This is a genomic window from Pseudomonas sp. OF001 (genome assembly GCF_904426495.1).
Taxonomy (GTDB): domain Bacteria; phylum Pseudomonadota; class Gammaproteobacteria; order Pseudomonadales; family Pseudomonadaceae; genus Geopseudomonas.
On sequence record NZ_CAJGBM010000023.1, the window covers coordinates 115,203 to 134,018 of the forward strand.

At 67.9% G+C, this 18,816-nt stretch carries 14 protein-coding genes; 13 read left to right on the top strand and 1 reads right to left on the bottom strand.

Going from position 1 to position 18,816, the window contains the following annotated elements; all coding sequences use genetic code 11:
- Nucleotides 1-127: 127 nt before the first annotated feature.
- Nucleotides 128-298, bottom strand: a complete 171-nt coding sequence (locus RA210_RS13865; protein WP_201486872.1) for a hypothetical protein — start codon at nucleotides 296-298, stop codon at nucleotides 128-130.
- Nucleotides 299-631: 333 nt separating this feature from the next.
- On the opposite strand from RA210_RS13865, the gene RA210_RS13870 reads away from it, so the two are divergent.
- The 13 genes from RA210_RS13870 to RA210_RS13930 all read left to right on the top strand — a co-directional run bounded on the left by RA210_RS13870 (nucleotide 632) and on the right by RA210_RS13930 (nucleotide 18,778).
- Nucleotides 632-1,690 (top strand): WD40/YVTN/BNR-like repeat-containing protein, encoded by a 1,059-nt coding sequence (locus tag RA210_RS13870; RefSeq protein WP_201486873.1) that lies wholly within the window; start codon nucleotides 632-634, stop codon nucleotides 1,688-1,690.
- A gap of 17 nt (nucleotides 1,691-1,707) precedes the next feature.
- A complete protein-coding gene (locus RA210_RS13875) occupies nucleotides 1,708-4,101 on the top strand; it encodes an efflux RND transporter permease subunit (protein WP_201486874.1) in 2,394 nt (797 codons plus the stop codon).
- 304 nt (nucleotides 4,102-4,405) lie between these two features.
- Complete coding sequence (locus tag RA210_RS13880) at nucleotides 4,406-5,983, top strand: DUF1302 domain-containing protein (protein ID WP_201486875.1); 1,578 nt, start codon at nucleotides 4,406-4,408, stop codon at nucleotides 5,981-5,983.
- A gap of 17 nt (nucleotides 5,984-6,000) precedes the next feature.
- The gene (locus RA210_RS13885; RefSeq protein WP_201486876.1) at nucleotides 6,001-7,401 is read left to right on the top strand and encodes a DUF1329 domain-containing protein; all 1,401 of its coding nucleotides are present in this window, start codon (nucleotides 6,001-6,003) and stop codon (nucleotides 7,399-7,401) included.
- A gap of 243 nt (nucleotides 7,402-7,644) precedes the next feature.
- On the top strand, nucleotides 7,645-8,214 hold the full coding sequence (locus RA210_RS13890; RefSeq protein WP_201486877.1) for an acyl carrier protein: 570 nt from the start codon (nucleotides 7,645-7,647) through the stop codon (nucleotides 8,212-8,214).
- Nucleotides 8,215-8,222: 8 nt separating this feature from the next.
- Entirely contained in the window at nucleotides 8,223-9,497 is a 1,275-nt protein-coding gene (locus RA210_RS13895) for a beta-ketoacyl-[acyl-carrier-protein] synthase family protein (protein ID WP_201486878.1), read from the top strand.
- A 2-nt stretch (nucleotides 9,498-9,499) separates the two neighbouring features.
- Nucleotides 9,500-10,561 carry a beta-ketoacyl synthase gene (locus RA210_RS13900; RefSeq protein WP_236574741.1) on the top strand — a complete coding sequence of 354 codons (1,062 nt, stop codon included), beginning with the start codon at nucleotides 9,500-9,502 and terminating at the stop codon, nucleotides 10,559-10,561.
- On the top strand, nucleotides 10,558-11,856 hold the full coding sequence (locus RA210_RS13905) for a beta-ketoacyl-[acyl-carrier-protein] synthase family protein (protein WP_201486879.1): 1,299 nt from the start codon (nucleotides 10,558-10,560) through the stop codon (nucleotides 11,854-11,856). Before RA210_RS13900 ends, RA210_RS13905 begins: the two co-directional genes overlap by 4 nt.
- Nucleotides 11,853-13,055, top strand: a complete 1,203-nt coding sequence (locus RA210_RS13910) for a beta-ketoacyl synthase N-terminal-like domain-containing protein (RefSeq protein ID WP_201486880.1) — start codon at nucleotides 11,853-11,855, stop codon at nucleotides 13,053-13,055. Before RA210_RS13905 ends, RA210_RS13910 begins: the two co-directional genes overlap by 4 nt.
- Before the next feature lie 68 nt (nucleotides 13,056-13,123).
- Complete coding sequence (locus RA210_RS13915; protein WP_201486881.1) at nucleotides 13,124-15,994, top strand: aminotransferase class III-fold pyridoxal phosphate-dependent enzyme; 2,871 nt, start codon at nucleotides 13,124-13,126, stop codon at nucleotides 15,992-15,994.
- Between the two features lie 9 nt (nucleotides 15,995-16,003).
- Nucleotides 16,004-16,741, top strand: coding sequence for an SDR family NAD(P)-dependent oxidoreductase (locus RA210_RS13920; RefSeq protein WP_201486882.1), 738 nt, complete (start codon nucleotides 16,004-16,006; stop codon nucleotides 16,739-16,741).
- Nucleotides 16,738-17,502, top strand: a complete 765-nt coding sequence (locus tag RA210_RS13925) for an SDR family NAD(P)-dependent oxidoreductase (RefSeq protein ID WP_201486883.1) — start codon at nucleotides 16,738-16,740, stop codon at nucleotides 17,500-17,502. The genes RA210_RS13920 and RA210_RS13925 overlap by 4 nt, the downstream gene beginning before the upstream one ends.
- Nucleotides 17,503-17,533: 31 nt before the next feature.
- On the top strand, nucleotides 17,534-18,778 hold the full coding sequence (locus RA210_RS13930; RefSeq protein ID WP_236574753.1) for a DUF1302 family protein: 1,245 nt from the start codon (nucleotides 17,534-17,536) through the stop codon (nucleotides 18,776-18,778).
- The last annotated feature ends 38 nt before the right edge of the window (nucleotides 18,779-18,816 follow it).

Below are 18,816 nucleotides of genomic sequence, written 5' to 3' on the forward strand. Positions count from 1 at the left end.
TTTGAAGCGGGGGGAGGGCCAGTGCCTGAGCGGCTTCGGCGCTGTTTGGGCGAATTCATTCGCCCAAACACACCGCCAAGGCGCATGAATTCGCCCCGGCAGGCCGGGGGCGGCTGGCGTTCGCCGCCTAGAGGGACAGCTGGCCGAGCGAAATGGAGGGCGCGACGAGTTGTGCCGGACAGTACTGACAGCTGTCTGCCTGGGCGAGCAACGCGGGCTGGCTGCTGGGCAGCAGGGCGGGGGAGAGGGTGGTGCAGGCAGAAAATACGGCCAGGTAGATCAGCTTTCTTGTTTTCATTGTTGTTGTTCTCGCTATCGAACTGCAGGCAGCGAGCCGACGGCTTGCCGTCGCGTCTCAAGGCCACCATAGGAAGCGAGTGTGCTTTTGTCCTAGTCCGAACGGACTAGAAGCGACGAGCGGTTTCTCCACCGTCGCAGACGCAAGGCTGGCGCGCGGCCAGCCCAGAGCTTCCAGCGATCCCGCGCCCAAAGCATCGTCCGAATGAGGGAGGGATGACTCCCCTTGTCTGATCGGACGATGCGACGCCCCCTTGGCGCCGCCACAGTCTGGCCATCCCCCAGCACCGCAGTCTGCTTTGGGCTGCCGGAGCTGGGGTGACGAGGAGGAGTCATGCAGCCAGTCACAAAAATAAATACAGAGTCGGCCTTGCGCGCGGTGCCGCCGACAGAGGTCGGCGCCCACCAGGCGCCCGGCCGTTCCCGCATCTGGATCGGCCTGTGCATCGTCGGCCTGGTGGCCGCGGGCACGGTCGCGTCGTTCCTGCCCCGCCCCAGTCCGGCGTTCCCGTCCAGCGACGCCCGCCCGGAGCTGATGCTGATCAACGGCGCGACGCAGGCCGCCGGCGCGCAGCTGGTCGCCGCCGGCGAACTGGGTCACCTGTTCCACAGCCAGGGTGCCGGCCAGCCGTGGCGCGAGGCCGCAGTCGCGCCCCAGCGCGGCTCGACCCTGACCCAGGTGTTCTTCGCCGACCGGTCGCTGGGCCTGGCGATCGGCCATGACAACTGGATCCTGCGCAGCGAGGACGGCGGCCGGAGCTGGCAGGAAGCCCACTTCGACGCCGAAGCCGCCGAGGCGCTGATGGGCGTGTGGGGCACTGCCCGAGGGCCGCTGTTCGCCACCGGCAGTTTCGGCCGCTTGCTGGTCTCGGAGGATCGCGGCAAGACCTGGCAGCCCCGCGACACCGGCCTGGGCGACCGCCATTTCTACGGCATCGCCGGTGGCGGCCAGCAGCGCCTGATGCTGGTCGGCGAGAGCGGCCTGGTCGCGCGCTCCGCCGATGGCGGGCAGAGCTGGGAACGCCTGCCGGACTTCTACAACGGCAGCTTCTTCGGCCTGATCGCCCTGTCGGCCAGCGACTGGCTGGTCTACGGCATGCGCGGCAAGGTGTTCCGCACCGGTGATTTCGGCGCTACCTGGCAGGAGGTCGACGCCGATACCGGCCTGTCGCTGTATGGCGGCACCCACACCGGCGACGGCAAGGTGGTGCTGGTCGGCGAGGGCGGCGTGGTCACCCAGTCCGGCGATGGCGGTCGGACCTTCAAGCGCCTCAACGACGGCGGCGCCGGCAGCCTCTCCAGCGTCGCCGAGCTGGCCGATGGCCGGCTGATCTTCACCGGGCAGTCCGGCATCGCCGTGGCCGGCAAGCCGGCCGCATCCCAGACTCACTGACACAAGCGGACACTCTCATGGACAACCACAAGAATGCCCAGTGGGTCGACCGCTGTGCCGACCTGCTCATGGCCAACCGCCGCTGGCTGCTGCTCCTGTTCATCCTGCTGACCGTGGTGTTCGCCGCGACGGCCACCCGGATCAAGCTGGACCCCGGCTTCTACAAGATGATCCCGCTGCAGCACCCGTACATGCAGACCTTCACCGAGTACCAGAAGGCCTTCCCGGGGGCCAACCGCGTGCTGGTCAACCTGCGCTGGAAAGGCGAGGGCGACATCTACAACGTGCAGTTCCTCAAGGCCCTGCGCGAGGCGACCGACGACGTGTTCTTCATCCCCGGCGTCGACCGCACCCGGGTGTCCTCGCTGTTCACCCCCGACACCCGCTTCATCGAGGTCACCGAGCAGGGCTTCTACGGCGACGTGGTGGTGCCGGCCAAGTTCGGCGGCTCGGAACAGGACCTGGCGACCGTGCGTCGCAACGTGGCGCGCGCCGGCGTCATCGGCCGCCTGGTGCAGGGCGACCTGCGCGGCGCGCTGATCCGCGCCGACCTGCAGGAAATCAACCCGGAGACCGGCGAGAAGGTCGACTACGTCGAGATCGCCAGGGCGCTCGATGCGGTGCGCGCCAAGTACGCCAGCGCGCAGATCGAGGTCGACATCATCGGCTTTCCGGTGCTGATCGGCGACGTCGTCAGCGGCCTGAACGCGGTGTTCGTGTTCTTCCTGCTGGCCTTCGTCATCACCACGGTGCTGCTGTTCGCCTACTGCCGCTCGCTGCGCATGACCCTGCTGGCTCTGGTGGTGGCGCTGCTGCCGGTGGTCTGGCTGCTCGGCCTGCTGCCGCTCTTGGGCTACGGCATCGATCCGATGTCGATCCTGGTGCCGTTCCTGATCTTCTCCATCGGCGTTTCCCACGCGGTGCAGATGACCAACGCCTGGAAGCTGGAGGTGCTGGGCGGGGCGAGTTCGCTGGCCGCGGCGCACAGCTCGTTCTGCCGCATCTTCGTGCCGGGCGCCCTGGCGCTGCTGGCCAACGCGCTGGGTTTTGCGGTGATCATGCGCATCCAGATCGACAGCGTGCGCGAACTGGGCATCACCGCCTGCCTGGGCGTGCTGCTGATGATCATCACCAACAAGATGATGCTGCCGATCCTGCTCTCCGGCATGCGTCTGGAGGACTCCGCCCGCCGCACCGCCACGGCCGGCGGAAAGCGCCATCCGTTCTGGTGGAAGCTGTCGGCGGTGACCAGGCCCGGCACCGCACTGCTGGTGGCCGTCGTCTGTCTGGGCCTGCTCGGCCTGGGCATCGCCGAGTCGCGCAAGCTGGTGGTCGGCGACATCGGCAGCGGCGCTCCGGAGTTCCGCGAGGACTCGCGCTACAACCGCGACAACGCCAGCATCGTCGGCAGCTACGCGATCGGCGTCGACGTGCTCAGCGTGGTGGTCGAGGCCAAGGGCTTCGAGGGCGATGCCTGCCTGCACTACTCGGTGATGAGCGCGGTCGACCGCTTCGCCACCTTCATGCGCGGCGTGCACGGCGTGCAGTCGGTGGTCAGCGTCCCGGACATGGCCAAGGTCGGCATCGCCGCCAACAACGAAGGCAATCCGCGCTGGGCCGCGCTGCCGCGCAGCAGCCAGGCCCTGCAGCAGGGCGCCGAGGCCTACAACCCGGACCTGGGCATGAACACCCAGGGCTGCACGGCGATGCAGGTGCTGATCTACACCCGGGACCACGAAGGCGCGACCCTCCATCACCTGACCAGCGAGATCAAGCGCTTCATCGCCGAGCAGCCTAAGGACAGCCCCGAGTTCCGCGTGGCCGACGCCTTCCGCCTGGCCGGCGGCAACGCCGGGGTGATGGCGGCGACCAACGAGGCGGTGGAGCAGGCCGAGGTGGAGATGCTGGTGGCCATCTTCGGCGCCATCACCCTGATGTGCTTCCTGATGTTCCGCTCCTGGAAGGCGGTGCTGTGCATCATCGCGCCGCTGGCGGTGGTGTCGGTGCTGTGCAACGCGCTGATGGCCGCGCTGGGCATCGGCCTCAAGGTGGCGACCCTGCCGGTGGTGGCCCTGGGCGTCGGGGTGGGGGTCGACTACGGCATCTACCTGTTCGAGCGGGTCAAGCACCAGATCGAGCACGAGGGCCAGGACCTGCGCATGGCGTTCTACGAGGCCATGCGCCAGCGCGGCACGGCGGCGATCTTCACCGCGGTGACCATGTCGGTCGGCGTGGCCACCTGGGCCTTCTCGCCGCTCAAGTTCCAGGCCGACATGGGCATCCTGCTGGCCTTCATGTTCCTGGTGAACGTGTTCGGCGCGGTGCTGCTGCTGCCGGCGCTGGCCTGCTGGCTGAACGTCGGTCGCGAGCGCCGCGCCGACCAGTTGCCCGCCGCTCAGCCTTCCGCCTGATCGACGCCGGTGGCTGTCCGTGACGGGCAGCCACCGGCAATTCCACTGACTTCGAGTGCGCGCCTGCATGCCGCGCAGGGGCACTTTCGTGCCTGCGAAAAGTGCCGATCGATAGCCGGAATGCTGCCGATCCGCCTAGTCCGAACCAAGTATGTGAGCGGATTTTTCGCGGGTAATCATGAACTCACTCGACGATCACCTGCGGTTGTCGAGGCAGAAGCCAACTGGCAAATGGCGGGTCTGCCGAGATGCAAGGCCGTATCAGGACAACAACCAACAAGATCCTCCGAGAGGAGCTGAACTGATGAATTACAAATACAAGAAACGTGGCGTGTCCCGCTTGCCGCATCATTTCAAACTCAGCCTGCTCGGCTGCGCCGTGGGCGTGCTGGCGCTGCCGGCCGCGCAGGCCGGCTCCTTCGAGTTCGGCGATGGTTTCGAAGTCGACTATCTGGCCACCTTCAACTACGGCCTGAACATGCGTGCCGAGAAGCAGGCGCACGAGTTGCTGAACAACATCAACGGCGACGACGGCAACCGCAACTTCGACCGTGGCAGCTTCTTCAACAACCGCGTCAGCCTGCTCGCCGAAATGGACATCCACAAGGGCGACTACGGCCTGATGCTGCGCGGCTCGTCGTTCTACGATTTCGCCTACAACCGCAAGAACGACAACCACTCGGCGAACACCATCAACAAGCTGGGTGATACCGACGAGTTCAGCTCCGAGGCCGAAGACCGCGTCGGCAAGCGCACCCGCCTGCTGGATGCCTACGCCTATGGCGGCACCACCGTGGGCGACAGCGGCTTCCTCGACGTGCGTCTCGGCAACCAGGTCGTCGCCTGGGGCGAGAGCCTGTTCATCTCCGGCATTTCCGGGGTACAGGGGCCGGTCGACGCCACCAAGAGCAACATCCCCGGCACCGAGATCAAGGAAATCCTCCTGCCCGAACTGCAGGCCTCCGCGCGCTTCTCGGTCAACGACTGGACCCTGCTCGGCTACTACCAGTTCAAGAACCATCCCTACGAGCTGTCGCCGGCCGGCGAGTACTTTTCCTACGCCGACATGATCGGCCCGGGCGGCCAGTACATCCGCTTCGCCCCGGGCGACCTGGCGACCCTGGCGGGCTTGGGTGCGGCCATTCCCCGTACCGAGACCGACAACGCCCGCGACGGCGGCGAGTGGGGCGTCGGGGCGCGCTACAAGCTCACCCCCTACACCGAGGTGGGCGCCTACCGCCTGCGCTACCACGAGCGCACGCCGAGCCTGCTGCTCAACATCGACCCCGTCACCTTCCTCCCGACTTCCTACACCCTCAAGTACTTCGAGGATGTCGACCTGACCGGCGCCAGCATCTCCACCCGCCTCGGCGACTGGCAGGTGTCCGGCGAGGTCAGCTACAAGGACGGCCTGTCGCTGCTGACCAAGACCGGCGTGTCGCGCGGCGAGGCGACCCAGGCGCAGGTTTCGCTGCTGAAGACCTGGGGCGACAGCTGGATCGCGCCGCAGACCTCCTTCGCCGGCGAATTCGGCGCGGTGCACATCAACGACGTCGACGATGGCGGCCTCGATGCCCTCGCCAACGACCGCAACGCCCAGTTCGGCCAGTTCATGGTGACCCTGACCTACCCGAACGTGTTCAACGGCTGGGACCTGGACGTGCCGTTCAGCTACGGCCACGCCTTCAACCAGTCCTCGGTGAGCACCTTCGGTTTCGGCGGCGATGGCGACGCCCGCGCCAGCCTCGGCGCCAAGTTCAAGTACCTGAACAACCTCGAGATGGGCCTGACCTACAACGCCTATCTGGGCTCGGCCGACCAGCTCGAGCGTCCGCTGGCCGACAGGGACTTCGTGGCCTTCAACCTCAAGTACAACCTGTAACAGCAGGAGACACAGCGATGAAGACGACTCTTTTCCGGGCCAGCCTGCTGAGCGCGGGCATCCTCTGCGCATTCAGCCAGACCGCCGCGGCCAAGGTTTCCGCCGAAGAGGCCGCGCGCCTGGGCAAGGACCTGACCTGCTCCGGCGCCGAGAAGGCCGGCAACGCCGACGGCAGCATTCCGGAGTTTTCCGGCAAGTGGCTGGGCGCCCCCGACCACATCAAGCACGAGGGCACCGGCAAGTTCTGGGAGAACCCCTACGCCAGCGAGAAGCCGCTGTTCACCATCACCGCGCAGAACATGGACCAGTACGCCGACAAGCTCAGCGACGGCCTGAAGGCGCTGTTCAAGAAGTACCCGGACACCTTCAAGATGCCGGTGTATACCAGCCACCGCGACTTCCGCTTCCCCGACTGGGTGTGCGAGGCCTTCAAGAAGAACGCCACCACCGCCGAACTGGTCGACGACGGCCTCGGCCTCAAGGCGGTGACCGGCTCCCAGCCGTTCCCGATCCCGAAGACCGGCCTGGAGCTGCTGTGGAACATCAACAACACCGGCCCGCAGCCGCACAAGACCGAGCTGACCACCCAGGACGTGGTGGTCTACCCGGACGGCAACCTGGCCTGGGGCAAGATGGAGAACAAGTTCCTCGGCATTCGCTCCGAACCGGGCGCGATGCGCGACACCACCGACTTCACCCCACCCTACGGCGGCATTCAGTCGCTGACCATCCAGAAGACCCACCTGCCGCTGCGCGACAAGGGCACGGTGTATTCGACGCGGGAGACCTTCAACTACAAGACCCTGCCTCGCGACGTCTACATCTACAACCCCGGCACCCGCCGCGTGCGCCAGGCGCCGTCGTTCGGCTTCGACATGCCGCAGGGCGCTGGCGGCTTCCGCACCGTCGACGAGCACCACATGTTCAACGGCTCGCCGGAGCGCTACGACTGGAAGATCGTCGGCAAGCGCGAGATGTACATCCCCTGGAACGCCTTCAGCACCAACCAGGCCAGCGTGAAGATCGCCGACCTGATCAAGCACAAGGGCCACGTCAACACCGAGCCCATGCGCTTCGAGCTGCAGCGCGTCTGGGTGCTGGAGGCGACCCTCAAGCCCGGCTTCCGCCACCAGTACGCCAAGCGCGTGTTCTACATCCAGGAGGACACCTGGGGCTCGGCGCTGTCCGACCAGTACGACGGCCGCGGCCAGCTGTGGCGCACCGTGCTGGGCAACTGGATGTGGGCCTACGAGTCGCAGACGCCCTACTGGGGCATCGCCGCGCACCATGACCTGATCTCCGGCGCCTACCTGGTGGACAACATCGCCAACGAGACCGGCGCGCCGATCCTGGAAACCAAGGAAAACTGGACGCCGGCCATGTTCAGCGCCGAGGCGGCGGCCCGCTGGGGGCGTTGATCCGCCAGCAGCCAGCGCGCGAGAAAAAGCGGAGCCCTCCCCACGCGAGTGGGGAGGGCTCTTTGTGTTCTGGGTCGGGCTGCCGACTTCCTGCACGGCCTTCCGGCCGTCTGCCATCAGCTTCTGCGCGGTTGACTCTGCCCCTAGGGAGAGAGTTTAGAGTGCGCGCGCCCTGGTTGGGGCAGGTCATTCACCGTGACGTAACTATCGGGTTACGGCTATGGACAGACAAGGAGCAGGACTTTGAACAACCCCCTGGAACTGGAATCCGTCATCGCGAGCACGCGGGAGATCCTTGCCCAGTTGCTGGTTCTCGACATCGAGGATATCGAGGCCGACAGCAGCATCGTCGAGGATCTCTCCGCCGATTCCCTGGACATCGTCGATCTGAGCTTTCAGCTCGGCAGACGCTACGGCTGCGTCCTGCCCAAGACCAGCGTACTGGATCACGCCGCTGCAGTATGCGGCGATCTGCAGGCATTCGTCGACGCCGGCGGCCTGACCCCGGCCGGCAAGGCGCTGCTCGAGGGGAGCCTGAACGCCTATGCCGATGGCCAGTTGCGCCCGGGCATGAAGCCGGCCGATGTGTTCGCCGCCACGACGGTCCGCAACTGGGCTGCCCAGTGTCACAACCTCTTCGATCACCTGCCGGAATCCTGCCCCCAGTGCGGCGGCAAGCATGCCAGCCTCAGCCCGCAGAACCTGGTGGTATGCAGCTCCTGCAGCGCACGCCTGAGTCCTGCCGACGGCGATCAGGTTTCCCGGCTGCTGGTCGAGAAATTCGTCGCTGCCAACCTGCAAGAACGCGTCTAGGGGCCGCCATGCGGGCGCGCGAAGTCTGCGTCACCGGCTACGGTCTGGTGGCTCCCACGGTGCTGGACGGCGACAGTCTGTTTCGGCGGATCTGCGAGAATCGCTCCTGCGTTCGCAGCCACCCATTGTTCGAGGAGCTCGGTTTTCCGAACACGGCGGCCGGCTATCTCGATGACGAGCAGTGGCTGCACATGTTCGACGCCTATGACGGCGATCCGGTCGTACCCCCGCGGCAGTGCGTGCTGGCGACCTATGTCGCCAGACAGGCTCTGGGCCACGCGGGGCTGACGGCGAATGCGTTCGGGGAGAGCCGCAGCGGCCTTTTCCTCGGCGCCAACAAGTACTGCGCCAACGTCCAGGATCTCGACCGCCTTGGCATGTGTCTGAACGATGACTGCCTGGACCTCGACCGTCTCCTCGGGCAGCAGCCGGACATCGAGCCGGTATTCTCGCGACGGGTCGACCAGCAGACCTTCCAGCTGGCCGCAGAGCTGGGGATCAGCGACCACATTTCCACCCATTCCGACGCCTGCGCAGCCGGAACAGTGGCCATCGGCAGCGCCTATCGGGCGATCGAGCGTGGCGAGATCGACCTTGCACTGTGCGGCGCCGTCGAGCTGATGGCCAACGAGCTGCCCTATTACATGTTCGGCAGCCTCGGCGCGCTGTGCCAGCAGAGCGAGCTGCCACCCGAGCGGCAGAGTCGACCGTTCATGCGCGACCGCAGCGGTTTCGTGCTCAGCGAGGGGGCTGCCTTTCTGGTCCTGGAGTCGCGCGAACACGCCGAACGCCGCGGGGCGCACGTGCTCGGCCGGGTGCTGGGTTATGCCAACCACTGCGAGGCGGAGAAGATGACGGCCAGCAGCAAGGATGGCAGCAAGTACGCGCGCTGCATGGAGGAGGCGATAGAGGATGCCGGTCTGCTGCCGCATGCCGTGCAGCACGTGAATACCCATGGCACCTCGACTCAGGTCAATGACAGCTGCGAGGCCCTGGCTCTCAAGCGGGTCTTTGGCGAACAGCTGGATGCCATCACCCTCACTGCCAACAAGTCGGCCGTCGGCCACTCGCTGGCCGGCAGCGGCGCCATCGAGGCGGTGCTTTCGCTGATCAGCCTGCGCGATGGCGTGCTCCTGCCGACGCTGAACTACTGCCCGGATGGAGCCCAGTTTCCCGAGCTGAAATTCCTGACCGAGCCCAGGCTCCAGTCGGTGAATGTGGTGCTGTCCAACTCCTTCGGCTTCGGCGGCATCAACAGTTCCATCGTGCTGGGGAGGGCTTGAGCATGACCATGTTGCAGGGAAGGCCGGTGTACCTGGTGGCGGCCTCCGTACTCAATGCCGCCGGCAGCGAGGCCGGCGATCTCCACGGCGCGGTGCCACAGCCGCGGCCTCTGCCGTTCGCCGCCGAGCGAACGGCGCATGCCGTGGCGGCTCCGCGGCTGCCGGCGGATCTGTTCGACCGCAAGATCCAGCGCAGCGTCGAGCCGCAGGGGCTGCGCCTGCTGCACTGCGCCGCACGACTGGCGCCGGCTCTGCGCGAGTTGCGACTGCCGGCGCAGCGGGTAGGGCTGACGGCGGCGATACCCGAGGTTGACGCGCCCAGTCCCTGCTGGGATGCGGTCGAAGCCATCGAGCGCGAGCCGGACAGGCTTCTTGCGCAGCTGCTGGCCAACACCCCGCCGCTACACGCGTTGACCCTGCTCAACAGCTCGGTCATGGCCTATGTCGCCGAAGCGCTGGACTGCCGGGGCGTCATGGCGGGCTATTGCGCGCAGGTCGGTGCCGGCTTCGATGCGCTGATCGAGGCGGTTGCGGAAATCGCCGAGGGGCGGGCCGATGCGGCTCTGTCGGTCAGCTGCAGCCCGAACCTGACGCCGGCCCTGTTCCTGCGCGACGAGCCGGGCCAGGACGTGCTGTACGGGGAGGGGGCCGCGGCACTGCTGCTGGCCGCCCAGCCGCCGCTCGAAGGCCTCGAGGTGCGGGTGGCCGGTTACGGCCGTGGCTTCAGTGCCGACCCGCAGCGCCGCCCGGCAGTGCTGCAGCAGGCCGTGCATCAGGCGCTGCAGGCGGAGCGCCTGACGCCGCGCGACATCGACTGGCTGGGCGGCAGCGTCCCCGATCTTGCCGCCAGCGAGCCCTTCGCTGCCTGTGCCGTCCTGCGCGATACCCGGGAGGTAACCGGCGAACTGGGCGCCAGTGGCCTTGCTACCGAGATCGCTGCCCTGATCGGCGATCCGCGTCATGAACGCGAGCCCCGCCTGCGCCATGTGCTGCTGTCGAGCGTCAGCCGGGCAGGGCACTGCGACGCCATGCTGCTGGCAATCACCTGGAAGGAGAAGGCATGAACGGAGCAAGGGTAGTGATCACCGGGATGGGGGCGGTGACCGGCTTCGGTTTCCAATGGCAGGACATGTGGCAGCAGATGCTGCGCGGCAGGCACTGCGTAGCGCCCTGGCAACCGGAGGAAGTCGAGGACGGCGGCTTTCCGGTGCGGTTCGCCGCGGCCGTCGACATCACGCGCCTGCCGTCCGGACTGCAGGGGCATCCGGCGTGGGACATGCCCATGGAGAAACGCAGTCGCCTTGGCTGGATCGCCGCCACCCAGGCGGTCGCCGACAGCGGCCTGGCCGTCAGCGAGCTCAGCCGTGCCGCGGTGCTGACGGCATCCGGCGCGCCCCAGCACATGCTCGCCGACATGCGTCTGGCGCTGCCCGCCGATGGCGGCCAGGGGGCGGACTGGCGCCACCTGATGCAGCGTTCTGCGCAGATCCACGCGGATGGCTCGCTGCGACAGGCCAACGACCGGCTGTCGCGGCTGATCGCCGCGGACTTCTCCTGCGAAGGCCCGGTGCTCAACGTCAGCAGTGCCTGTGCGGGCGCTGCGCAGGCGATCGGCAATGCCTTCCGGATGATCCGGCGCGGCGAGGTGGATGTCGCCGTGGCCGGCGGGGCCGATTCGGTGCTCAATCTCGACACCATGAGCGCGCTCTACCTGCTGGGTGCCGTCAGCAGCGAGCAGCGCTGGGGCAGCGAGCTGTGTCGGCCGTTCGATCGCGACCGCAGCGGCCTGGTCGCCGGCGAAGGCGGTGGCTTCGTGGTCCTCGAGCGGCTGGAACGGGCGCTGGCCCGTGGCGCCACGCCCTATGCCGAGGTGCTCGGCTATGGCAGCAGTCTGGATGGCTACAAGGTCACCGCTCCGGATCCGCAGGGGCGCGGCGCCGCCCTGGCCATGCGCGCGGCTCTGGAGGATGCCGGTATGCGGCCGCGGCAGGTCGATCTGGTCAATGCCCACGGGACGTCCACGCCGCTCAACGATGTGGCGGAAACCCTGGCGATCAAGAGCGTGTTCGCCGAGGAGGAGCATTACCGCCAGCTGGCTGTTTGCGCCAACAAGTCGCAGTTCGGCCATCTGATCGCCGCGGCGGGGGCACCCGAGTTCATCGTCACGGCGCTTTCCTGCCGCGACGATCGCATTCCGCCGACCCTCAACCTGCAGCACCCGGACCCCGACTGCGATCTGGACTACTGCGCGCAGCGGGCGGTCAGCCGCCCGGTGCAGGTGGCGCTCAGCAACTCGTTCGGTTTCGGCGGCCTCAACGCGTCGCTGGTGCTGGGCAAATACCGGGGGAGCAGAGGATGAAGCACGTCGATCAGCGGATCGCCATCAGCGGTGCCGGTTGCGTGCTGGCCACCGGCTGGGGCGTCGACCCCTTCTGGGCGGCCGCGCGGGCCGGGCGCAGCGGCATCGGACCACTACGTGCCAGGCACTTCCACAGTCGCCGGGTGGTCGCCTTCGGCCACGTCGCCGAGGACGTCCAGCAGCGCTGCCGTCAGGAGGTGCCGCGCAACCTGCACCGCTACTGCACGCCGGCGCTGGCCTGGGGCGTCAGTGCGGTCGGCCAGGCGCTCGCGGAGGCCGGGATCGATCCGCAGCAGGGGCGGCTGCGCCTGGGACTCTATGGCTGCCAGGGGGGCTACACCCATCCCTCGCTCGATGCCTACGCCGAGTTGCTGCGCGATTGCTCCAGCGAGCTCGGCCTGGACAAGGCCGGGCTCAGCCGGCGCGTGCTGCAGGAGCGTGCCCTGGACCCCTTCCTGGTGCTGAAGAGCCTCAGCAACGGCCTGCTCGGGGTGGTCAGCCTGGCCCACCGTCTGGAGTGCGAGGGCAGCGCCTTCATGCAGGGCGTCGCCGGCAACCAGGCGGCCTTGCGCGAGGCCTGCGCCGCGCTGCGCAGCGGCCGTATCGATGCCGCCATCGTGGTCGGCTCTGGCAGCGAACTCGACGCGCTGGCGCTCGCCGCGCTGGTTCGCGCCGGAGTCATTTCCGCCAATGGCACCGAGGCCTTCCTGGCGTTCGACGAACGCGGCCGGGGCGGCATTGCCGGTGAGGGCGCCGCGGCACTGGTGCTGCAGCGCTGCGCGGATCTGCCGACCGCGGCGCACGTGTGCCTGGTCGGTCAGACGGCGCACGCCAACCTCGACGCCCTGCAGCTGCCGGCCGAGTCGACCGACCTGCTGGTCTGCACTGCCAGCGGCGAGCCGGAGCAGGACCGGCGGCTGAGTGCCCGCCTGGGCCGGATACCGGCCGCGCATGTCGGCGCTGCGCAGCCGCTTACCGGGATCCTCAGCGCTGCACCCAGCCTGGTCGATCTGATTCTGGCTCGCAGCGCCATGCAGGCCGGCTACGCGCCCCCGCTCGCCGGGCTGAGGTATCCGGTCGACAACCGGCTGCCCTTCGTCGTCGGCAGCGGACGCGAGGTACCGATCCGCCGGGCCACAGTGGTCGGCCGCGACGACAACGGCTTCAGCGCCTGCTACCGGCTCGAGCTGGCCAGCTAGTACCCGCACGCAGCGCGCGGCCACTGCCGGCTGCGGGCTGTCTCTTCAGTGAAAGGATGTGAGTCCCAATGGATTACCGCGACTATGTAAGGCCCCGCTACGTCGAACTGATGCAGGCGCTGGGTCTGGAATGCCAGTTCCATCGTGCCAGTGGCAGCAAGCTGTTCCGCCGTGACGCCGTGGGAGCCGAGGTGGCCGTGACCGACTTCCTGGGCGGCTATGGTGCCGCGCTGTTCGGCCATAACGACCCCGAACTGGTCGAACTGCTCTGCGCTCTGCTGCGCGAGCAGGCGCCCTTCAACGCACAGATGTCGGTGCGCAGGGCCGCCGGCGAGCTGGGGCGGCGGCTGAGCGAGGCGCTCGGCCAGGAGCTGGGCTGCGCCGAGCACTTCGTGTCGACCTTCTCCAACAGCGGCGCCGAAGCGGTGGAGATCGCCATCAAGCACGCCGAGTTCAGCCGCCAGAAGCGTTTGCAGGCCGCCTTCGACCAGCTGGACTTCGTCCTGGCCGGTCTTTCCGGCGGCCAGCAGGCGTACGTCGAGTTCGATGTGGGCGAACTCGAGCTGCCGGCCGGCCTGCTGCCGGCGCACCTGACCACTGTGACCCTGCGCCAGCTGGCCGAGGCCGTGCGCCAGCACAACCTGGCCCAGCTGCATGCCGCTCCGGTGTTCGTCGCCATGCGGCGCAGCTTCCACGGCAAGCTGGTCAGCAGTGTGCAGCTCACCTACGGGCGGCAATACCGCCAGCCTTTCGCCCGCTTCGGGCTGAATGTCGATTTCGTCGACCCCGAGCAGCCCCTGCAGCTCGAGGAACTGCGCCAGCGGCACCGCCGCGACTGGCTGAGTCTGGAGTTCGCCGGCGCGCGCCCGGTTCTGCGTCGGGAGCCGTGCAGCAGCATCGCCGCGATACTGCTCGAACCGATCCAGGGCGAGGGCGGCATCCACGAAATTCCCGCAGAAGCCTGTCTGGCGCTGCGCCGGCTGTGCAACGAACTGGGTTGTCCGCTGATCGTCGACGAGGTGCAGTCGGGCTTCGGCCGCACCGGCACGCTGCTGGCCAGCAGCCAGCTGCGCCTGCTCGGCGACTACTACTGCCTGTCCAAGGCGCTGGGTGGTGGCCTGACCAAGATCGCCGCCACGCTGATCCGTGCCAGCCACTACGAGACCGACTTCAGCTACATCCACAGCTCGACCTTCGCCGAAGACGACCTGTCCTGTCGGGTGGCTCTGCAGTCCCTGCAGCGCCTGCAGGCGGACGGCGGGGCGATGCTCGAGGACATCCGCAGCAAGGGCGAGTATCTCAAGGCTTCGCTGTGCGAGCTCAGGGAGTACTACCCGGACGTGATCGCCGACGTGCGCGGTCGCGGCCTGCTGCTCGGCATCGAGCTGCACGACCTGAGTGACAGCAGCTCGCTGGTGCAGGCCTCGGCGCAGTACAACGATGCGCTCGGCTATCTGATCGCCGGCTACCTGCTGCAGCACGAGCACCTGCGCGTGGCCCCGTCGGGCAGCAACGCCAACGTGATCCGCCTGGAGCCGCCGGCGTGCATCAGTCATGCCGAGATCGACGGCCTGCTCGCGGCGCTGCAGCGGGTCTGCGAGATGCTCCGCCGGCGCGATGCACTGCCGCTGGCCGCGGCAGTGTGCGCCGACCTGCTGCCCGAAGTGCTGCCACGCGAGGAGAGCTTCGGCGAGGAGAGCCCGCGCCCAAAGCCTGAGCAGGGCACCCCGGTGGTAGCCAGGGTGGCCTTCATCAACCATCTGATCGACACCGGCATGCTCGGCGACGTCGACCCTTCGCTCGCCGTGCTCGACGCGGAGCAGAAGCGCGCCTTCGTCGAACGCACGGCTCCCGAGCGCAGGGCCGCGCCCATAGGCCCGGTGACCATTCGCTCGCGGCTGGGCACGGCGGTGGAGTTCACCCTCTATCCGCTGTGCATGGACTCCAGCGCAATGGCCGGATACATGGCCAGCGGCGACCTGCAGCCGATCCGCGAGGAGATCGCCGCACGCATCCGCGATGCCCGCGCCGACGGCTGCCGCATCGCGGGACTGGGGATGTACACCTCGATCGTCACCAACAACTGCCAGTCCCTGCAGATCCCGGATGTCGCGCTGACCTCCGGCAATGCCCTGACCATCGGCATGGGGCTGGAGGCCATCGAGCAGGGCTGCGCCCGCCAGGGCATCGACCTGGCCAGGGAGACCGCCGCAGTGGTCGGCGCGGCCGGCAACATCGCCTCGACCTACGCCTCGCTGCTGTCGATGCAGGTCGATCGTCTGCTGCTGATCGGCAGCGGCCGCGAGGGCTCGCTGCGCCGCCTGGAGAAGACTGCCGAGCTGATCTACATGGATGCCGCACGCTCGATTCGTGCCGGCACGAGCGAGCACGACCGGCTGGCCAGGCGCCTGCTGCAGCTGGAGGGGGTCGAGGCGTTGCTGCAGCTGTATGGCGATGCTCCGGATCTCGGCCGCCGGCTGTTCCGTTTCGTGGCCGAGCGCCTCGGGGACGAGGCGTTCATCGTCGTCGGCAACGATCTCGACAGCCTGCGCCAGGCGCGCATCGTGCTCTGCGCAGCCAATGCGCCGCAGGCTTTCCTGCAGGCCGGGCATTTCGCCGAGAACGGCGTGGTCTGCGATATCGCCGTGCCGCTCAACGTCGACCAGGCGGTGGCGGCGCAGCGTCCCGACCTGCTCTACATGCACGGCGGCATCGTGCAGACCCCGTTCGGCGACGGCCTGGCGGAAAACGTACGCGCCTATCTCGGCGAGGGACAGCTCTACGCCTGCATGGCCGAGTCGGTGCTGATGGGGCTGGCGGGCATGAGCCGGCACTACTCCTACGGCGATATCAGCCGCGAGCAGGTACAGCAGATCCGCGCCATCGCCGCGACCCACGGCTTCGGGCTGGCCCGGATCAAGACGGACAACTCCCTGTAAGGAAACGACATGCACAACAAGACTGCGGTGGTCACCGGCGGCAGCCGGGGCATCGGCAGGGCGATCGTCCGGGTGCTGGCAGGAGCCGGCTACCGGATTGCCTTCAGCTACGTGCGCGACGAGGCAGCGGCGATGGCCCTGCGCGAAGAGATCGAGGCGATGGGTCGACCGTGCCTGGCCTTGCGCTGCGACATCGGCGAGAGCGACAGCATCGCCGCCTTCTTCGCGCGAGTGGAGGAGGAATACCAGCGCATCGACCTGCTGGTGAACAACGCCGGCATCACCCGCGACGGCCTGCTGGCGGTGTTGCCCGAAGAGGACATCGTCAGTGTCATCCAGACCAACCTGATCGGCACGCTGCTGTGCTGCCAGCAGGCGCTGCCGGGAATGCTGTGCCGGCGCAGCGGCAGCATCGTCAACCTCAGTTCGGTGGCCGCCCAGCGCCCGGGCAAGGGACAGAGCAACTATGCCGCCGCCAAGGGCGGCGTCGAGGCGCTGACCCGCGCCCTGGCCGTCGAGCTGGCGCCGCGCAACATCCGCGTCAACGCCATCGCTCCCGGCATCGTGCGCACCGAGATGAGCGAGGCGCTGATCGGCAGCATGGCGGAAGCAATCCGCGAGCGCCTGCTGATCAAGCGCTACGCCGAGCCCGAGGAAATCGCCGAGGCAGTGCTGTTCGTGGCCGAACGCGCACTCTACATGACCGGGGAGGTCCTGCCGGTCAACGGCGGGCTGAAAATGCCATGAGCAAGACTCGTACGATTCTCGTCACCGGCGCGGCGAAAGGCATCGGCAGGGCCGTCGCGGAGTCCTTCGCAGGGGCGGGCGGCCATCGCCTGATCCTGCTCGACCGCGACCTGAGCGAGCTGGAGGGCTGGACGGCCGGCCATCCGGCGCGGGAGAGCATCGAGTCCCACTTCGCCGACATCGCCGATCTGCCCGGTCTGCAGCGGCTGTTCGAGGACCTGGCCCGTCGCCACGGGCAGATCGACGTGCTGGTGAACAGCGCCGGCATCTGCGACGAGAACGAGCCCGAGGACCTGGACACCTGGCACAGGGTGATCGCAGTGAACCTCAGCGGCACCTTCTACGTGACCGCGCTGTGCCTGCCGCTGATCCCCCGGCATGGGCGGATCGTCAACATGGCCTCGATCCTCGGCCGCGCCGGCAAGGTGCGCAACACCGCCTATTGCGCCTCGAAGCACGGCATCGTCGGGATGACCAAGGCGCTGGCGCTCGATCTGGCCGCGCAGCAGATCACGGTGAACGCGATCCTGCCGGCCTGGGTCGACACGCCGATGCTGCGCCACGAACTGGCGGTGCAGGCCGGCATGGCCGGCCTGACTCCCGAGCAGATCCAGCGCAATGCCAGGCGCAAGCTGCCCTTGCGCCGCTTCATCCAGAGCGAGGAGGTGGCTGCGCTGGTGCGTTATCTGGCCAGCCCCGAGGCGGCGGGTGTCACCGCCCAGAGCCTGGTGGTCGATGGCGGCGCCGGATTGGGGATGTAGCGTGTCGAGAGCCAATCACTGCCGCGGTCTGCTGGCCGTGCTGGCCGCATTGTCGTGCCAGGCCACCGCGGATTCGCTCTACCGGGAGGCCGAAGTGGGCCTGGCCAGCGCGTTGCGCCTGCATGGCGAAGACCGGGTCACGCAGAAGGAGGTCTACTTCAAGGCCAGCCTCGAGGACAGCTGGGACAGCGGCTACTACAAGGCCAAGGGGCGGATACGCTACGACGCCCGCTACGACGGCAACAATCCCTATTCGGCCCAGGCTCGCGACGAGTACCGCCTGGATGCCGACTGGCGCCACCTGTACTGGGGGCATTACCTCGGCGCAGGCGAACTGACCGTCGGCTGGCAGCAGGTGGTATGGGGGCGCGCCGACGAGCTGCGCGTCCTCGACCAGGTCAACCCGCTGGACTACCGCGAGGGGGTGACCGCGCTGCTCGAGGAAAGTCGCATCGCGCTGCCCATGGTGCGTTACATCCGGCCGCTCGGCGACTGGGAGCTGGAGGCGCTGTGGATCACCGGCTTCGAGAAGAACCGGCCTCCCGCGGCTGGCAGCGAATTCGATTCGCCGCTGTTCGCCAAACCGCCTGCCGATACCTTCCTGGTCGACTCGACGCCCGACTACGACGGTGCCGACGGCTTCGCCTACGGGCTGAGCGGCAACGGCCGGCTCGGCGACGTGGACGTCAGCGCGGTGCTGCTCAATGCCCGCCAGCAGGACCCGGTGTACGCCGTCGAGGGCCTGGCGGCGGATGGCCGGATACGCCTGGAGCGGCAGTTTCCCCGCTACACCATGATCGGTACCGGGCTCGCGCTCGATGCCGGGCACAGCATCGTGGTGCGCAGCGAGGTCGCCTACTTCGACAACTGGCGCCTGACCAACCCGACGCGGGCCTTCGGCAGCGACGAAAGCCCGCTGGTCAAGGCACTGCTCGGCGTCGACTACCTGGTCCGCGACTGGATGATCTCCGCGCAGTGGCAGGAACAGCAGGTTCTCGACTGGCGCGCGGGCATGCTGCTGGAGCGCCGCGAGCACCTGTTCACCCTCTCGGCGGAGGGCTCGCATGCCCAGGACCGTCTGAAGAGCCGGCTGGTGGCCGCCTTCAGTCCACCCGCCGGGGACGATGCGCTGCTCCAGGCGATTCTCACCTACAAGCCGGTCGACTGGCTGAAGCTCGGTCTCGAGGCCGACCTGTTCTTCGGTCGCCAGGGCGGCACGTTCGGCAGCTACGACCAGCGCGACCAGTTGCGCTTCTCGGCCGGATACCTGTTCTGACCCACCCCTGCTGCCCGCCGCCTGCGAGGCACGGCGGT

What these genes read in the sequence shown, in the direction of transcription:
- RA210_RS13865 (WP_201486872.1), bottom strand. Translation starts at nt 298, where the DNA reads ATGAAAACAAGAAAGCTGATCTACCTGGCCGTATTTTCTGCCTGCACC.
- RA210_RS13870 (WP_201486873.1), top strand. Translation starts at nt 632, where the DNA reads ATGCAGCCAGTCACAAAAATAAATACAGAGTCGGCCTTGCGCGCGGTG.
- RA210_RS13875 (WP_201486874.1), top strand. Translation starts at nt 1,708, where the DNA reads ATGGACAACCACAAGAATGCCCAGTGGGTCGACCGCTGTGCCGACCTG.
- RA210_RS13880 (WP_201486875.1), top strand. Translation starts at nt 4,406, where the DNA reads ATGAATTACAAATACAAGAAACGTGGCGTGTCCCGCTTGCCGCATCAT.
- RA210_RS13885 (WP_201486876.1), top strand. Translation starts at nt 6,001, where the DNA reads ATGAAGACGACTCTTTTCCGGGCCAGCCTGCTGAGCGCGGGCATCCTC.
- RA210_RS13895 (WP_201486878.1), top strand. Translation starts at nt 8,223, where the DNA reads ATGCGGGCGCGCGAAGTCTGCGTCACCGGCTACGGTCTGGTGGCTCCC.
- RA210_RS13900 (WP_236574741.1), top strand. Translation starts at nt 9,500, where the DNA reads ATGACCATGTTGCAGGGAAGGCCGGTGTACCTGGTGGCGGCCTCCGTA.
- RA210_RS13905 (WP_201486879.1), top strand. Translation starts at nt 10,558, where the DNA reads ATGAACGGAGCAAGGGTAGTGATCACCGGGATGGGGGCGGTGACCGGC.
- RA210_RS13910 (WP_201486880.1), top strand. Translation starts at nt 11,853, where the DNA reads ATGAAGCACGTCGATCAGCGGATCGCCATCAGCGGTGCCGGTTGCGTG.
- RA210_RS13915 (WP_201486881.1), top strand. Translation starts at nt 13,124, where the DNA reads ATGGATTACCGCGACTATGTAAGGCCCCGCTACGTCGAACTGATGCAG.
- RA210_RS13920 (WP_201486882.1), top strand. Translation starts at nt 16,004, where the DNA reads ATGCACAACAAGACTGCGGTGGTCACCGGCGGCAGCCGGGGCATCGGC.
- RA210_RS13925 (WP_201486883.1), top strand. Translation starts at nt 16,738, where the DNA reads ATGAGCAAGACTCGTACGATTCTCGTCACCGGCGCGGCGAAAGGCATC.